Source organism: Flavobacterium resistens (assembly GCF_900182645.1).
In the GTDB taxonomy this organism is placed as follows: domain Bacteria; phylum Bacteroidota; class Bacteroidia; order Flavobacteriales; family Flavobacteriaceae; genus Flavobacterium; species Flavobacterium resistens.
The window spans coordinates 222846-239523 of the sequence record NZ_FXTA01000006.1; the positions used below are offsets into that span (position 1 = coordinate 222846).

Consider the following 16678-nt stretch of genomic DNA (forward strand, 5'->3'; position numbering starts at 1 on the left):
ATTAAAGCAGAAAATAAAAGGAATAAAAGAATGAAAAAAATAAAATTTAACCTTGTTGCACTAGCGTCATTTTTTAGTGTTTTGCAAGCTCAGAATAATCAAAAAGGAACACCGCCTGTAATTGCTGAAAAGGATTTAAACGTCTATTTATTTGTTTATTTCACAGGAAATAAAGTCGAAGAAGAAGCAGTTCGTTACGCCGTAAGTGCTGATGGATATCACTATTATCACTTAAATGACAATAAACCAGTTTTAGACAGTAAAGTAATCAGTTCAACCGGAGGAGTTCGTGATCCGCATATTTTGCGTGGTGATGACGGCAAAACTTTTTATATGGTTTTGACCGATATGACCTCGTCAAAAGGTTGGGATAGTAATCGTGCGATGATTTTATTAAAAAGCACGGATTTGGTAAACTGGAAAAGCAGTGTTGTAAATATCCAAACGACTTTTCCAGGAAATGAAAACCTAAAACGTGTTTGGGCACCTCAAACTATTTATGATGCAAAAGCCGGAAAATATCTAATTTACTTTAGTTTGCAATATGCTGGAGGCCCAGATAAAATTTATTACGCTTACGCGAATAAAGATTTCACTGCTTTAGAAAGTGCACCAAAATTATTGTTTGTTCCAAAATCCGAAAGAGCTTGCATTGATGGTGACATTATTGAAAAAGATGGTGTGTATCATCTTTTTTATAAAACCGAAGGTGGAAAAGCAGGAATTAAAGTTGCCACAACAACCGATTTAACTTCTGGAAATTGGACAGAAAATGATAATTATCTGCAACAAACAAATGACGGCGTTGAAGGATCAAGTGTTTTCAAACTAAACAATTCTGACGATTATATTTTGATGTATGACGTTTATACAAAAGGAAGATATCAGTTTACAAAAAGCAAAGATTTAGAGAATTTCACCGTTATTGATAATGACATTTCGATGGATTTTAATCCGCGTCACGGAACGATTTTGCCAATTACACGTTCAGAATTGAAACGTTTGACAGCAAAATGGGGAACGCCAGAGAAACTTCCAAAAGTAAATAATAATCCAGTTTTGGAAGGTTATTATGCTGATCCAGAAATTCTGTATTCAAACAAAACAAAAAAATATTATATCTACCCAACAAGTGACGGATTTGATGGTTGGTCAGGATATTATTTCAAAACCTTTTCATCAGATAATTTGACAGATTGGAAAGACGAAGGGATTATCATCGATCTTAAAAAAGATGTTACTTGGGCAAACAGAAATGCGTGGGCGCCATGTATTGTGGAGAAAAAGATAAAAGGAAAATACAAGTATTTCTATTATTTCACAGCAGCTCAGAAAATTGGCGTGGCTTCATCAGATAACCCAGAGGGGCCATTTAAAGATAGCGGAAAAGCTTTAGTAAGCTCAAAACCAGAAGGAATAAAAGGCGGACAGGAAATTGATCCAGACGTTTTCACCGATCCAAAAACTGGAAAAAGTTATTTGTACTGGGGCAATGGATATATGGCTGTAGCCGAATTAAATGATGACATGATTTCACTTAAAGAAGGAAGTACAAAAGTGATAAAAGTTGATAAAACTTTCCGTGAAGGAACCTATATCATTTACAGAAAAGGAACGTATTATTTCCTATGGAGTGAAGACGATACGAGAAGCCCGAATTATAAAGTAAGATACGGAACTTCAAAATCGCCACTTGGACCAATTGAAATTCCACAAAATAATATTGTAATTCAGGGAATTCCAGATCAGGGAATTTATGCAACAGGACATAATTCAGTTTTACAAATTCCGAATAAAGATGAATGGTATATTACGTATCACCGTTTTTCATATCCAACTGGAATTAAAATGGGTGAGGCCGGAGGTTTTCATCGCGAAGTTTGTATGGATAAATTAGAGTTCAATGCTGATGGAAGTATTAAGCAGGTTGTTCCAACGCATAGTGGAGTTTCTGCTTTGAAAAAATAAATTTCAAGAGTGAATTTCCCAAAAAAAAGCTGTTTCTAAATTTATAGAAACAGCTTTTTTTATAATATAAAATTAGCCTTAAGCCGTCTGATCATCAGTTTCAGCGTCAGGAGCATTTTTCTTTACAGATTCGATTCCGTTTTCTCTTGCGGCAACACTTTCGTACATTTCGCTCGATCCAATAATTTGTCCGTTACTGGCTTTTAAATTAAAATAAGGTTTGCCATTGCTTGACTCTTTTCTGTCGTAGCGGCCATCATCTTGCGAATTTGTTTTCACAGATTCAATTCCGTTAGTAGCGGCAGCTTTAGTAGTATAACCCTCGCTTGCTAAAATTGTCTGGCCATTTCCAGCTTTTAAATTGAATTGAAATTCTCCGTTGGTTCTTTTAGTAATTACAAATTTTCCCATGTAGCTTTTTATTAAGGTTAGGTAATATTTTTTTTGCTAATTATAAAAATACAAAACTTCGGGATATAAATAATATTGTAAGAAAAAATAATTGTTTTGATATTGTTAAGTACAAATTCATTTTAAACTTAAATGATTTTCCTGCTTTTAAGTTTATAATATTTTTTACTTTTAGGCTGTTAAAGAATCATCAGAAGTTTGTTTTGCTGATGAATAATTATTTTATGAAAGAAATCAGCGAAATTTTAAACGCTTATTCAGAAGCAAATGCAGCAGGAAAAAAAACAGCTTTGGCAACAGTTGTCAAAGTTGAAGGTTCATCATATCGCCAACCGGGTGCCCGCATGTTGGTCACTGAAGATGGTTTGCTGACTGGCGCTATAAGCGGAGGCTGTCTGGAAGGCGATGCATTGCGAAAAGCACTTCTTTCCATCAATCAAAGACAAAATAAATTAGTTACTTATAATACGAGCAATGAAGACGATGCCGAAATTGGCCTCCAGTTGGGATGTAACGGAATTGTACATATTTTGTTTGAATACATTAATGACGAATTGGAAAACAACCCAATCCAACTTTTGAGCCAATTAAAAGCGGAAAGAAAAGAAGCGGTTGTGGTTACGATTTTTTCACTAAATAAAAGAGCAACTCAAATAGGAACAAGCTTATTTTTTAGAAAAGACAGTCCGATGTTGCATCATCATAATAATGTATTGAATTTGATTTCGGATGCCAAGGAAGTACTCGAAACTAAAATAACATCTATAAAAAAACTGCAGGAAGGCTCAGAAGACGAGGCTTTAATCGAATATATAAATCCGCCGGTTTCTCTAGTAATTGCCGGTGCAGGAAATGATGTGCAGCCATTAGTAAAAATGGCAACTTTATTGGGTTGGGAAATAACCGTTGGAGACGGACGTAGCGCGCACGCTACAAAAAAACGTTTTCCGAAGGCAAATCAGGTTTTGGTTGTAAAACCAGATGATTTTTTAAATACTATAACAATTGATGATCAAACGTATTTTGTTTTAATGACGCATAACTACAAATATGATTTGGCAGTTTTAAGATTATTATTGAATACAGATTGTCGTTATATTGGAATTCTCGGGCCAAAATCAAAACTGAACCGAATGCTTGATGATCTTCAAATGGAAGGAATTAATGTAAATGAAGAACAGCTAAAAAGAATTCATAGTCCAGTTGGGCTTGATATTGGTGCTGAAACTTCTGAAGAAATAGCTTTGTCGATTGTTTCAGAAATCAAAGCTTTTGCTTCGGAAAAAACGGGGACTTTCTTAAAATATAAGTCAGGGAAAATACACGATGGAATTCATTATGGAGCATAAAAATCAAAATAAAACAGGAATTGTAATTTTGGCTGCTGGAAATTCTTCAAGATTAGGACAGCCAAAACAGCTTTTGGGATATAAAGATTCTACGCTTTTGAAAAATACAATTGCAGAAGCATCTTTAGTTCCAAATGCAAAAATTATTGTGGTTACTGGCGCAAATAATCAATTGATTGAAGAAGAGCTTGATCCGTCAAAAATAAAAATAAGTTTCAATCCAGATTGGGAATTTGGAATGGCGTCATCAATTGTGAATGGACTTCAAAAATTATTGACGTTATATCCTGATTATGAAAATTGCATTTTTGCAGTGTGTGATCAGCCTTATGTTTCGAGTTTGATTTTTGAAAATTTGATTCAGGAATATAATAAAACCGGAAAAGGAATTGTAGCTTCGGCTTATTCGGAAACATTAGGAACTCCAGTTCTTTTTCATAAAAAATACTTTGCTGAGTTATTGGAATTAAAAGGACAAGAAGGAGCAAAAAAAATAATCAGCAAATTTTCAGATGATGTCGTTTCTATTTTATTTGAAAAAGGAAATATTGATATCGATACTGAAGATGATTACAATAAATTGATGTCTGAGTTTTAGTTTCTAAGATTCTGAGTTTCTAAGTTTTCCATTTGTGTAAAAAAACTTTGTCACTAGCAGCTTTATAGTTTTAAAACTACTGACTTAATCGTCGAGTTAAAATTAGAACTCGTTCAATAGTTTCATCAATTTCTTCTGAGGTTGTAAACTTTCCTAAACTGAAACGAATCGAGCTCAAAGCATTTTCATCAGATAATCCTATAGCTTTCAAAACATGCGATGGCTCTGATGTAACTGCTGAGCAAGAAGAACCATTAGAAACCGAAATGTTTCCCAAAGCAAAAATCAGCTGTTCTGAATTTACACCGGGAAAACAGATATTTGAAGTGTTGTAAATTCGATCAATAAAACTTCCATTTAAAAAAGAACCTTCAAATTGCAATAAACCAGCTTCTAGTTTATTCCTTAATTTTTCAATTTGTTTTTGATCTTCTTTCATTTCTTCTAAAGCAATTTCGCTAGCCTTTCCTAAACCGATAATTCCTGGAACATTCAGCGTTCCACTTCGTAGTTTTCGCTGTTGATCGCCTCCGTGCAATTGCGATGCCAATTTAATTTTGGCTTTCGCCGAAATATAAAGCGCGCCAATGCCTTTTGGACCATAAAATTTATGTGCCGAAAAAGGCAAAAGATCAATCCCAAGCGCCTGAGCATCTATTTGAATTTTCCCAACTGCCTGAGTTGCATCACACATAAAAAGAGCACCTTTTGAATGCACGATTTTGGATATTTCTACAATATTTTGAAAGACACCAGTTTCATTATTAGCCATCATAATGCAGACTAATACTGTTTTATCTGTAATACTTTGATTTAAAACTTCAAGATCTAAAATACCATTGGCCGCAACTGGCAAATAAGTGACTTCAAAACCGATAGATTCCATAAATTCACAAGTCTTTAAAACTGCTTTATGTTCGGTTGTAACAGTAACAATATGTTTTCGGTCTTGATTTGTCAAACCTTTAATTGCAAGATTGATCGATTCTGTTGCTCCAGAAGTAAAAATGATTTCATCTTCGTGAGCACCAATAAGATTTGCAGTTTGCCATGTAGCATTTTCAACAGTTTCGTTTATAGTCAGCCCCGCAAGATGATTGCTTGTGGCATTTGCATAAGAATGTGTAAAATAGGGAAGCATTGCATTCAAAACTCGTTCATCTACACGTGTTGTAGCATTATTATCAAGATAGATGATTGGCTGTTGAGACATAATTTTAGGTTGATCTTGTAAAAATAAAAAAATAAATCTGCTGTTCTTGTTTTTTAACCGCAAAGAACGCAAGGTTTTTTACTGAGTGATTTGCAAAATAGCAAAGTTCGCAAAGCTTTATCCGCACAGCTTTGCGAACTTTGCGTTTATTTAACATGAGGAAGATTAAAATAACTTTGCGTGCTTTGCGGTTAAACCACACCACGAAATTGTAATTATTCTAAATAAAGCTAATGTTTGAATTTTATAATTTTTTGTGGCGTAAGATTGTTAAATTTGTTAGAATAACTAAGATGTTTTGCTAATTTAAAAATAGACTGAATGGCTTCTAAAAAAACAAATCAGAGTAAAGAAACAGAGGAAAATTCAAGTTCCCGCCGTGACTTTATAAAAAAATCAGGACTTCTTACCGCTCTCGCTTTTACGCCACCTTCACTGGTTATGGCATCTGAGAATAAATGGGATGAAAAAATAGCTGAATATTTAGAAACTGTTCCGCTTTCTATTGAAGTAAATGGTAAAAAACATAATCTTAATATCGAGCCTAGAACTACTTTGCTTGATTTACTAAGAGAACAATTGCATCTGACAGGAACTAAAAAAGGCTGCGATCATGGTCAATGTGGTGCCTGTACCGTACACGTAAACGGAACCCGAATTTTATCCTGTTTGACATTGGCTACGATGCAACAAAACGCTCAGGTTACTACAATCGAAGGACTTTCGAAAGGAAAAAAACTGCATCCAATGCAAGAAGCTTTCATAAAACATGATGGTTTTCAGTGTGGGTATTGTACGCCTGGTCAAATCATGTCGGGAATTGCCTGTATAAAAGAAGGCCATGCCAACAGCAGAGAAGAAATTAGAGAATATATGAGCGGAAATATCTGTAGATGTGGTGCTTATCATAATATTGTTGATGCAATAACAGAAGTTAAGGAAGGAGGGATGCTGTCATGAAAAATTTCCAAATAATTAAGGCTTTATCACCCAATTCGGCGGTTTCGAGCATCAACAAAGAAAATTCGGCTATGTTTATTGCAGGAGGAACAAATCTTGTTGATTTGATGAAAAAAAATATCGCTGCACCTGATAAATTGGTCGATATTACATCTTTAGACTTAAAAAAAATAGAATTCTTAAGTGGAAAAGTTTCGATTGGTGCATTAGCAAAAAATAGTCAGGTTGCAGAGGATAAAGCAATTAAAGAAAAACATCCTTTATTGGCTTTAGCTTTAGCTGCAGGAGCATCGCAACAAATTAGACATATGGCGACTGTAGGCGGAAATATGTTGCAACGCACGCGCTGTTCATATTTTTATAATACTGATATGCCTTGCAATAAAAGAGTTCCAAAAAGCGGATGCGGTGCTATAGGTGGTTCAAACAGAATGTCGGCAATTTTTGGCGCTTCTGAAAGTTGTATTGCAGTTCACCCAAGCGATATGTGTGTGGCTTTGGCAGCACTGGATGCAACAGTTTTAGTAGAAGGACCAAAAGGTAAAAGACAAATCAAATTTACCGATTTTCATCGTTTGCCAGGAAACACGCCTGAAAAAGACAATACACTTTTAGATAAAGAATTGATAACTTCAATTGAAATTCCAGATAATAATTTTAATAAAAATGTACATTATTTGAAAGTCCGAGACAGAACGAGTTATGCTTTTGCATTAGTTTCTGTTACTGCTGCTTTGGATATTCAAAACAATACGATTAGTAGTGCGCGTTTGGCAATGGGCGGTGTAGCACATAAACCTTGGAGACTGACTGAAGCAGAAGAATTTCTGAAAGGGAAAACTGTTTCTGAAACTACTTTTAGACAAGCTGCAAATTTGGCAATGAAGGGCGCAAAAAGTTATGGAGATAATGATTTCAAATTGACTCTTGGACCAAATGCCATTGTAGAAGCATTAACTATAGCATCATCTAAATAATTGAATTATGAGCAAGACAAGTAATATTAATAGAGTAGATGGATTTGCTAAAGTAACAGGTTCAGCTACTTATTCGGCTGAATATAAAACAGACGGGGTTGTTTATGCCTGTTTGGTCGGAAGCACAATTGCGAAAGGAAAAATAAAAAGCATTGATACTAAAAAAGCAGAATGGGCTCCGGGAGTTTTGGCTGTAATTACACATTTGAATGTAGATAAGCCGTCTGGATATCAAAAAGCTAAAGACAAACATAATTTTGGGCAACCGTTACAGATTTTTAAAGACGATTCGATATTGTATTACGATCAGCCAATTGCACTCGTAATTGCAGATACTTTTGAGCGTATGCAATATGCCGCAAGTTTGATTAAGGCAGATTATTTTAAAGAAGAACATTCGACTGAACTTAAAAAAGCAGCCGATAAAGAAAAGAAAGTCGAAACGGATAAAGGAAATGATTATCACCGTGGCGAACACGATGGTTATAAGAACGCTGAAGTTGTTTTGGAAACCGAATATACGATTCCGACGGAAGTTCATAATCCAATGGAATTAGCCAATATAATCGCAAAATGGGAAGGAAATAAACCAATTTTATATACCAAAAGTCAAGGTGTTGAAGGAACGCGCAGAAGTGTAGCAGGAGTTTTTGATGTTCCTGCGGAAGATGTTGAGGTGCATGCAGAATATGTTGGAGGTGCATTTGGAATGGGATTGCATACTTGGCCCTATGAAATTGCGGCTTTGATTGGTGCGAAAAAATTAAATCGTCCAGTGAAATTGGTTTTGCATCGCGAACAAATGTTTACGAATGTTGGTTTCAGACCTTATACAATTCAGAAAATGGGTCTTGGCGCTACCAAAGATGGAAAACTTACTGGCTTGACGCATGAAGCCGTTGCGATGACTTCAAGCTACGAAGATTTCATGGAAGGAACGGTAAACATGTCTCGTTTTATTTATGATTGTGCCAATGTTTCAACTCGTTATCGTATAGTACCTTTAGATACTTGTACGCCAATCTGGATGCGTGGTCCGGGAGAAGCAACGGGTTCATTTGCACTTGAATGTGCTATGGATGAAATGGCCTATAAATTAGATTTAGATCCAATCGAATTTCGTAAACGTAATTATGCCGAAAAAGATTTGGAACAAAATAAGCCTTGGAGCAGTAAATATCTTTTAGAGTGCTATGAAGGCGGAATGGAACGCATTGGCTGGAAAAACCGCAAAAATAAACCTGGATCAGTTCGTGAAGGGGAATGGTTAGTAGGATACGGAATGGGAACTGGAACTTTTGGCTGTTATAGAAGTCCAACTTCAGTAAAAGCAAAATTTTCGGCCGATGGAAATTTAATACTTCAGTGTAGTGTGAATGATATGGGACCAGGAACGGCAACGATGATGACAGCTATTGGTGCAGAAATTATGGGAATGCCTGTTGAAAATGTAATTATAGAAATGGGTAAAAGTGGTTTGCCGAAAGGTCCTACGCAAGGAGGATCAGCGACGACTTCATCTGTGGGTTCTGCAGTTCATGATTCTTGTAATTTATTAGTAAGCAAAATACTTGGTTTGGCTAATGAAACACCGACTTTTAAAGGAATTCCTATTGCAGATTTGACTTTTGCCAATGGCTTAATTTCTTCAAAAAATAATTCAAAAACGGTTTCTTTGGCTTCGTTATTGGCTTCAAATAAATTAGAAGATTTTGCAGTAGAAAAACAATCTAAAGGAAATGAAGAAGCTAGAAAATATTCAATTTATTCGTTTTCTGTCCACTTTGTAAAAGTTTTAGTTAATCCAAATATTGGAAAAATAAGACTGGCGCATGTGGTTTCTTGTGCTGATATTGGAACTGTAATCAGTCAAAAAACTTCAGCAGGACAAATGTTTGGAGGAGCTGTTGGCGGAATCGGAATGGGATTAATGGAAGCTTTAGAAATCGATCATCGTTTCGGTCGTCCAATCAATAATAATTTCGCCGATTATCATGTTCCTGTAAATGCTGATATTGAAAAACAGGAAGTCTTTTTCGTAAACAAAAAAGATCCAATCAGCAATCCAATGGGAACAAAAGGTTTAGGAGAAACCGCTTTAGTCGGAATGGCGCCTGCAATTGCAAATGCCGTTTTTAACGCAACAGGAAAGCGTGTACGAGATTTGCCAATTACATTGGATAAGATTATTGAGACTGCCAAGGTTTAGGAAATAATATATTTATAAAATTTAAAAATCCGTCTGATTATTTCAGACGGATTTTTTTATGCATTAAAACCATAATGAAAGAAAAAGATTATAATTTGTATTTTGTAAGAAAATTATTTTAATTTAGGTAAAAAAAATTATGAGCAGAAAACATGTAGTAGTTCAAGGTGCAACGCTAAAATGTAAGTTTAGTGAAAAGCCTCAAACGGATATTTTAAAAGTAAAATCACAAAATAAACATTTTGCAAATGACAAAGATGCATCAAAAAAGCTAATTGCAACCACGAAAGAAATAGGACAAACTTTAGAGAAAAACACCTTTGGTAACTGTAAGCTACAGCCTACTGGAAATAGTTACAAACCTTGCCAGGCCGTAATAAATCAATGGAGTGCTTTCTACGAAAAAGTGACTCTAAGTAATCAGGGCAAAATATTAGTTGAAGACAGTAAAGCAACCTGTCCAATTGGAGGGCCAGACTGCATAAGCTTTGTTAAACATGGGCAGAAGGTGGAGATAAGCAAGCAAAATATCAAAAACGCAAGCGAGCTTTTGAGTAATCAGATAAATCCGTTGGTTAATATGGCTGAATTTAAAGAGCGTTTAGAAGATCACGATTCAATTTGTAAGTAAATGTATTATTATGTCAGATTTTAAAATAATAGGAAATCCAAACCCTGTGGTTGGTGTTCTTGAGATATATACTGTAAATGACTTTTTTGAAAAAGTTCCAAGTAGTCCTTTCAACGAAGAAAATAGTTTTTCTTATAATCCTGTTTTTTGGGAAGTTTATGTTTTAGAATTAGGTAAATGGCGAAAAACAAAAGAGAATGATAAAAGAGGAAATAAGGTTTCTTATACTTTTTTGGAAAAAAGCCTGACAAGAAATGGTATTCGTATTTTGGCAAGAAAAGGCGATAAAGTAGCTCGACTCGATATAAAACCACTTTCTGCACAACCTAAAATAGATCATATCGAACTATTAGATAAAAACGGTGCCAAAATAAAAGGACGTTTATCATACGGACAAACTGTTAAAGCAAGGGTATTTTGTTTTAATATGGAAAGACGCAGAGTATCGGTTACCATGTGGGAAGATGATGTAAAAGGTGCTGGGCATAATAAAGCCAATGAAAAAAACTTTATAGAAACACTTTCTGGAATTGTGAAATTCGGAAAGGCGGATATTGATTTTTTATTAAAACCAAGTTTTGCAAAAATTGCTGAAAGAAGAGGTCACGAAAAAGATAAAATTCATGAGTTTTATGTAACCGCAGAGTACAATGATGGCAAAATAGCCAGTAATAATATCAATGTAAATGCGCTTGAAACACCAGTTGCTCCCTACAAAGGAAAAACAACTCCGCATCAGGCTGTTAAAAACAAAACCACAGAGCAGAAACCTAAAAATGATTCACAAAAACCTAATGTGCCAACTGCTATAAAAGCAGTAAAGGGTAAAATTAATGCTGTACATATTACAGATATAGCAGGGAATCAGATTAAAGGTGTGTTTAAAGAAAAACAGATTAAAGTCTGGATAAATTCGACAGGATTAACAGGAAAAGAAGTTCGCCTTAAATTATACGATGAAGATTTGTTTAGCAATGACTTGTTGTTTACTGATAATTTCACTATTAAATCTGACCTTCATACAGTAACAGTACCATTAGATACTATACCAAGAAGCCTAGGCGGAAGCAATTGGGCTGAGGGAAACGAGCAGCAATTATTTGCCGAAATCGAAGTTTTACAAACTCATGATTTTATTAAAAGTGCAATTGTTGATGTTGATGCTACTGTTTTTAAGCAGGATCCCGTTGAAACAACTAATAAGGTTTTGAAGGTTGATGTAGAAGATAGTAAAAAAGATGAAAAAAAGAAAAGTAACTGTTATTGTAATAGGGATTTTACCCTAGAAGAATTTACCAAAATCTTAGAAAAGTTAAGAGATAGTGAATCCATAGTAAAAAAAGCTAGTAAATATACTCTGTTTGGATCTGATAATTGTGAATTAGATTCGAAAGATAAAACTATTGAAAAGTTTTATAACCAATTGAATATTATCTTTAAAAAATATAATATTAATACTTGCTTGAGAAAAATCCACTTTTTATCTCAAGTTTATCTTGAAACGGATAGGTTTAGAACTACAAAAGAATATAGTGAAAAGGGTGAATATAAACCATATTTTGGTAGAGGTCTAATGCAATTGACATGGCAAAGCAATTATGAAATTTATAAAGCTTTTAGCGGTACAGAGTGTGTAGATGATTATGAAGTTATTGCTAATAATTTAGAAAATGCTTTCGACTCAGCGGGATGGTATTGGAAACAAGGAAAAGTTCTTAGTGTCGGAGACAGATGGACACCTGCATCAAGTGCTCCTTCATATGTTACAATTCATAAGCCTAATTATCCTAAAAATAAAATATCATACAAAAAAGGAGATAAAAATATAAATTATGGCACTGTTGATTTTAGTTTAATTGCTGATGATGATAAGGTTGATGTTATTAGTTATTTAGTTAATGGAGGCAGTAACGGATTGTATGAGAGAAGAAATTATGTCACCACTTTAAAAAATATATTTAAATTTCCTCAAGAATGTGATAATAAAGTTTCCGAAAAGGTATCGACAGATACTATTAATGATAAAGCTGTAACTATTCGATTAATTAGGAAGTGGGAAACTAAAAAATCAACAATTGGAGAATTTACAATTGATGGTAGTGAAATAAAGGGATTTATATTGGAAGAAAAAGGGCCCGATACTACTATTTCAGGGATTGAACAAAGAATTCCCATTGGAACTTATAATTTGGCATGGCATAATGGTACAAAGATAAAAAAAGGTTTAAAAGTTTATAATAGTGATGTCTCTAAAGATAGAGCAATTTTAATTCACTCAGGAAATACAGCAGATGATACTGAGGGTTGTCTTTTACCCGGTTCAACTAGATCAGTTGATTTTGTTGGAAATAGTAAAAATAAATTAAAAGAAATTTTTGAATATATCGAAGAAAAAGGAATCGATAATGCCAAAATAATAATAACCCAGAAATATGAATAAGTATATTTTGATATTGCTCTTATTAATTAGTTGTAGAAATTCTTCACAAGAGAATAAAAATGTAATTAATATTAAAAAAGCATATAATGAAAAAAATGAGATTGAATTTTTAAATCAATTCCCTGATAAATTTGAAAATTTAAATGAATATTTTGGATGGAATAATTTAACTGATAAGCCAAATGCTTTATACAATGATGCGAATAAATATATAGATTATTGGTTTTCTTTGCTATTGAAGAAAGAATATAGGCAATACGAAAAAAACATAACAAGTATTTGTTATGGCGGCAAATGGGATGCGGATGCGATTAATTATTTTCAAGATAAGTCAATAAATTATTTTTTGAAAAACAAAAGAATGGAGTTGCTGAATTCTTTAAGTGAAAAAAAAGCTAAATCAGTTCTGTTTTTCCTATTCGATTCACCTCATCCAGAAATGCATAATGAGTTGTTTTTAAAGTTGAACACAAAAAATAAAATTATTGTAAAGAATCTATTTGCAAATAATTTAAAAGGTGATGAAGATGTTAAATATACTATCACCTTTTATGAGAAAAATGACGATTACATTATCAAAACATTGGATATAAATGGAGATGATATTCTTGATAAGCTTATAAGTAGTGCACCTTATAAGGGAAACGAATTGATACTTTTTTTAGGGGATGGAAAAGATTACATTTTTTCTATAAAGACAATTAATTTTTCTGAAGACGGAGGAAATATCGTTTATGATATTGTAAATAATCCTAACACAAAAAAAGGCTTATTAATAAAAACAAAGTTTCCGGATAGAGGATTTTCTGAAAATGATTATTTTATAATATATGAAAATAAAAATTGGGTACTTAAAAATATAGTTTATAAAACACTAACCGACCAAAGTAAAAACGCTATAGAATATTATTGTGATGTATTCCAATATATTAATCTTAAGGAAACAAATATTGAAAGCAAATTAATTTCTATACCTGATGAGTCTGAGAGAGCTAAAAAATGCATAACAAGAAAAAGTAATTTACAAAAATACAGTATTGTAGATTCAGATGGTTATACAAACCTAAGGAAAGAGAAAAATTCATCATCTGAGATTTTGCAAAAAATAATTACAGGATCAGAAGTGGAAGTTCTAAGCAATTCTGGAGATTGGTGGTTCGTTCAAACAAAGGAAGGCAAAAGAGGATATGTATTCAAGACAAAAATAAAGGTAGACTAGTCTGTTGGTTTTGAATAAACTTTTATCGAATGTATTTATAACGTCGCGATATTAAGAATTTATTCTAGAATTATAGTATCTGTGAAAATCTTAAGAAACAAAAAAAAAGAGACATTGAAAAATGTCTCTTTTTTTTATCTGTAAAACGATTAAATTATTTAACCGTAATAGGCAATTCAACTGTAGTTTTATCCCATCCAATAACTAAATTAGCCACATTACCTTGAGTTGTAAAAGCAATAGATAAAGCTTCAATAACATCAGAAACTGGTTTAACAGGAACTGAAACTCTTACAACATCTTTGCTTTCATCATAAGCATATCCGCCCCATAAATCCAATTCTTTATTGATAATGATGGTCCATTTGTCTTTTTCTGGAATAGCAAATAAGCTGTAATATCCAGCAGGGATTTTTTTACCGCCGATTGTTACATCTTTGTAGAATTTGATTTCTGTATTTTCGTTAGCACCAACTCTCCAAACTTCACCAAACTTCACAATATCACCAAAAATAGTTCTCCCTTTTACAGAAGGTCTTGAGTAAAGAACTTTGACAACTGGGTTTGGAGTATCTGTTTTTTTGAATTTAACAGATCTGTTTGGGAAATAAGAAATATCAGCCGGACTTGCATCAAGAGGAGCAAATTTCACCACATCTTGTGCCTGCACTGTAAAAGCAGCAAACAATGTAACTGCTAGTAAATAAATTTTTTTCATAAGGTTACAATTTTTAGAATAACTACAAAGTAAGTTAATAATTAAGAAAAATCATGAAATTACTATTTGTTTTTTGTTAATGAATTGATAACGGTTTATTTGCCCAAAGAATAATTCAATTGTTCTTTTTTCTTCTGTGTGTACCAATCCTGCATGATGTAAAAAGCCTTCTTCTTTTCGCCTTCATTTGAGATTAAGCCTTTACGGTTGTATCCGTCCTGAATACCCGGTAATAATCTTTTTGGTGATCTAAAATCCACTAAAATCCACGGGCTTGTACCACTTAAATGTGGAATTTTTTCAATCATTTTCAAATTCTGGATGTATAAATATTCCTGATATTCTTCGGTCCAACGCTCATTTTTTTCTCCGTGGAAACCTGCTTTTGCATCACCTCCAAATTCAGAAACAACTACAGGTTTGTTATAAGGCGTTTTCCAAAGATTCTTTTCTGCATCTTCAAGTTTGCCACCATACCAGCCTAAATATTGATTGAAGGCGATAATGTCAAGTGATTCGCCAATTTTATCATCAATCACTCCAAAACCGTCTACATGGCGTGTTAGCAAAGCAGCGCTAATTAATCTTGTATTATCTAATGATTTTGTGTGCCTTGCTAAATTCTGGATAAAAGTATTTCTAGCATCTGAAACAGGAGTTTCATTAGCCATTGACCAAATAATAATACTCGCTCTATTTTTATCTCTGGTAATTGCCGCTGTTAATTGATCTTGGGCATTTTGATACGTATTTTTATTAGCAAAATCCACTGTCCAGTAAACCGGAATTTCCTCCCAAACCATTAATCCCAATTTGTCAGCTTCGCGAATAATGTTTTCGTTATGTGGATAATGTGCCAAACGAACATAATTACAGCCTAATTCCTTTGCCCAATTCAATAAGCGTAAAGCATCTTCTTTTGAATTTGCACGTCCGCCTTTTGCATTTTCTTCGTGAATCGAAATTCCTCTCAAAAAGATTTGTTTTCCGTTTAACAGAATTTTGTCTTCCTGAGTTGCAATAGTCCTGAAACCAATTTTATCGGTTAATTTTTGTCCGTTAAAATCAATCGTTACATCATATAATTTCGGATTTTCAGGTGACCAATAGGAGATTTTTTTAGTAGGAATTTCAAAATTTAAGATTCCGTCAGCGCCAACTTTTCCTTTATAATTGATTTTTAATTCGGGAATTGAAATAGAAACTGCATTTTGTGCGATATCTAAATTATTGATTTTGATGAAACCCGAAATGCTATTTGCATTCCCTTTTTTAAGCTGAATATTATAATCTTCTATAAATGAAGCTTCTTCTTCAATCAAAGTCACATCGCGCGTGATTCCTCCATAATTCCACCAATCTGTGTTTACTGTCGGAACATCTTCTTTATGGCGTGTATTATCAACTTTTATGACCAAATAATTGTCATTTGGCTTTACGATTGAAGTGACTTCATAATTAAACGGAGTAAAACCGCCTTCATGTGTTCCTAGTTTTTTTCCGTTTAAATAAACATCAGCTTTATAATTTATAGCTCCTAAATATAAAAACAGACGCTTTTTGTCTTTTAAATTATAATCGAAAGATTTTTTGAACCATACATTTCCTTCATAATATTTTAGTTCAGGAACTTGTGAGTTCCAATCGCCCGGAATAGTAATTGTCGCCGATTTATCAAAATCATATTCTACCAATTCTTGTTTATTGACAGCATGATAATTACTATAAAACGCCGATTTTGGGGCTTTTTCCTGTTTATCATATTGATCTAAATGGAAACTGTAAAATCCGGTTTGGTAAGGATCGATAATGTAATTCCAAACGCCATTTAAAGAAGTTGTATTTCGGTTTGGAACGTTTGAAATTAGGTTTTGTTGTGCAAAAGTAAACAGTGTTGTGGTTAAGAGTACTGCGGTTAATAGTTTTTTCATTTTAATTTGTTTTTTTATTTTTTGCAGAGTGCTAAAGTTTATGGTTTCACGCAG

Annotated in this window: 13 protein-coding genes; 9 read left to right on the forward strand and 4 right to left on the reverse strand. The window is 33.5% G+C overall.

The features are described 5' to 3' along the window. Positions 1–30: 30 nt before the first annotated feature. Positions 31–1968 carry a family 43 glycosylhydrolase gene (locus tag FN795_RS19935; protein ID WP_142452245.1) on the forward strand — a complete coding sequence of 646 codons (1938 nt, stop codon included), beginning with the start codon at positions 31–33 and terminating at the stop codon, positions 1966–1968. A gap of 78 nt (positions 1969–2046) precedes the next feature. On the opposite strand, the gene FN795_RS19940 is transcribed toward FN795_RS19935, so the two are convergent. Next, complete coding sequence (locus FN795_RS19940) at positions 2047–2379, reverse strand: YegP family protein (RefSeq protein ID WP_035651160.1); 333 nt, start codon at positions 2377–2379, stop codon at positions 2047–2049. A 224-nt stretch (positions 2380–2603) separates the two neighbouring features. On the opposite strand from FN795_RS19940, the gene FN795_RS19945 reads away from it, so the two are divergent. Continuing rightward, complete coding sequence (locus FN795_RS19945; RefSeq protein WP_142452246.1) at positions 2604–3728, forward strand: XdhC family protein; 1125 nt, start codon at positions 2604–2606, stop codon at positions 3726–3728. Continuing rightward, positions 3706–4326 (forward strand): nucleotidyltransferase family protein, encoded by a 621-nt coding sequence (locus FN795_RS19950; protein WP_142452247.1) that lies wholly within the window; start codon positions 3706–3708, stop codon positions 4324–4326. The genes FN795_RS19945 and FN795_RS19950 overlap by 23 nt, the downstream gene beginning before the upstream one ends. Before the next feature lie 76 nt (positions 4327–4402). Here FN795_RS19950 and FN795_RS19955 read toward each other — a convergent pair whose 3' ends face one another. Continuing rightward, the gene (locus FN795_RS19955) at positions 4403–5539 is read right to left on the reverse strand and encodes a cysteine desulfurase family protein (protein WP_142452248.1); all 1137 of its coding nucleotides are present in this window, start codon (positions 5537–5539) and stop codon (positions 4403–4405) included. A gap of 321 nt (positions 5540–5860) precedes the next feature. On the opposite strand from FN795_RS19955, the gene FN795_RS19960 reads away from it, so the two are divergent. The 6 genes from FN795_RS19960 (at position 5861) to FN795_RS19985 (ending at position 13975) form a co-directional block, all read left to right on the forward strand. Then, entirely contained in the window at positions 5861–6499 is a 639-nt protein-coding gene (locus FN795_RS19960) for a (2Fe-2S)-binding protein (protein ID WP_142452249.1), read from the forward strand. Further along, entirely contained in the window at positions 6496–7476 is a 981-nt protein-coding gene (locus FN795_RS19965) for an FAD binding domain-containing protein (RefSeq protein ID WP_142452250.1), read from the forward strand. The genes FN795_RS19960 and FN795_RS19965 overlap by 4 nt, the downstream gene beginning before the upstream one ends. 7 nt (positions 7477–7483) lie before the next feature. Next, positions 7484–9685 (forward strand): xanthine dehydrogenase family protein molybdopterin-binding subunit, encoded by a 2202-nt coding sequence (locus tag FN795_RS19970; RefSeq protein WP_142452251.1) that lies wholly within the window; start codon positions 7484–7486, stop codon positions 9683–9685. A 139-nt stretch (positions 9686–9824) separates the two neighbouring features. Next, the gene (locus tag FN795_RS19975) at positions 9825–10316 is read left to right on the forward strand and encodes a DUF4280 domain-containing protein (RefSeq protein WP_142452252.1); all 492 of its coding nucleotides are present in this window, start codon (positions 9825–9827) and stop codon (positions 10314–10316) included. 10 nt (positions 10317–10326) lie between these two features. Beyond that, positions 10327–12756: a DUF5675 family protein gene (locus FN795_RS19980; protein ID WP_142452253.1), complete on the forward strand. Its 2430-nt coding sequence runs from the start codon at positions 10327–10329 to the stop codon at positions 12754–12756. Beyond that, positions 12749–13975, forward strand: coding sequence for an SH3 domain-containing protein (locus tag FN795_RS19985; RefSeq protein ID WP_142452254.1), 1227 nt, complete (start codon positions 12749–12751; stop codon positions 13973–13975). Before FN795_RS19980 ends, FN795_RS19985 begins: the two co-directional genes overlap by 8 nt. A gap of 154 nt (positions 13976–14129) precedes the next feature. Here FN795_RS19985 and FN795_RS19990 read toward each other — a convergent pair whose 3' ends face one another. Then, a complete protein-coding gene (locus FN795_RS19990; protein WP_035651182.1) occupies positions 14130–14693 on the reverse strand; it encodes a DUF2911 domain-containing protein in 564 nt (187 codons plus the stop codon). 95 nt (positions 14694–14788) lie between these two features. After that, positions 14789–16624 carry a glycoside hydrolase family 2 protein gene (locus FN795_RS19995; protein ID WP_142452255.1) on the reverse strand — a complete coding sequence of 612 codons (1836 nt, stop codon included), beginning with the start codon at positions 16622–16624 and terminating at the stop codon, positions 14789–14791. Between the last annotated feature and the right edge of the window lie 54 nt (positions 16625–16678).

What these genes read in the sequence shown, in the direction of transcription:
- FN795_RS19935 (WP_142452245.1), top strand. Translation starts at nt 31, where the DNA reads ATGAAAAAAATAAAATTTAACCTTGTTGCACTAGCGTCATTTTTTAGT.
- FN795_RS19940 (WP_035651160.1), bottom strand. Translation starts at nt 2,379, where the DNA reads ATGGGAAAATTTGTAATTACTAAAAGAACCAACGGAGAATTTCAATTC.
- FN795_RS19945 (WP_142452246.1), top strand. Translation starts at nt 2,604, where the DNA reads ATGAAAGAAATCAGCGAAATTTTAAACGCTTATTCAGAAGCAAATGCA.
- FN795_RS19950 (WP_142452247.1), top strand. Translation starts at nt 3,706, where the DNA reads ATGGAATTCATTATGGAGCATAAAAATCAAAATAAAACAGGAATTGTA.
- FN795_RS19955 (WP_142452248.1), bottom strand. Translation starts at nt 5,539, where the DNA reads ATGTCTCAACAGCCAATCATCTATCTTGATAATAATGCTACAACACGT.
- FN795_RS19960 (WP_142452249.1), top strand. Translation starts at nt 5,861, where the DNA reads ATGGCTTCTAAAAAAACAAATCAGAGTAAAGAAACAGAGGAAAATTCA.
- FN795_RS19965 (WP_142452250.1), top strand. Translation starts at nt 6,496, where the DNA reads ATGAAAAATTTCCAAATAATTAAGGCTTTATCACCCAATTCGGCGGTT.
- FN795_RS19970 (WP_142452251.1), top strand. Translation starts at nt 7,484, where the DNA reads ATGAGCAAGACAAGTAATATTAATAGAGTAGATGGATTTGCTAAAGTA.
- FN795_RS19975 (WP_142452252.1), top strand. Translation starts at nt 9,825, where the DNA reads ATGAGCAGAAAACATGTAGTAGTTCAAGGTGCAACGCTAAAATGTAAG.
- FN795_RS19980 (WP_142452253.1), top strand. Translation starts at nt 10,327, where the DNA reads ATGTCAGATTTTAAAATAATAGGAAATCCAAACCCTGTGGTTGGTGTT.
- FN795_RS19985 (WP_142452254.1), top strand. Translation starts at nt 12,749, where the DNA reads ATGAATAAGTATATTTTGATATTGCTCTTATTAATTAGTTGTAGAAAT.
- FN795_RS19990 (WP_035651182.1), bottom strand. Translation starts at nt 14,693, where the DNA reads ATGAAAAAAATTTATTTACTAGCAGTTACATTGTTTGCTGCTTTTACA.
- FN795_RS19995 (WP_142452255.1), bottom strand. Translation starts at nt 16,624, where the DNA reads ATGAAAAAACTATTAACCGCAGTACTCTTAACCACAACACTGTTTACT.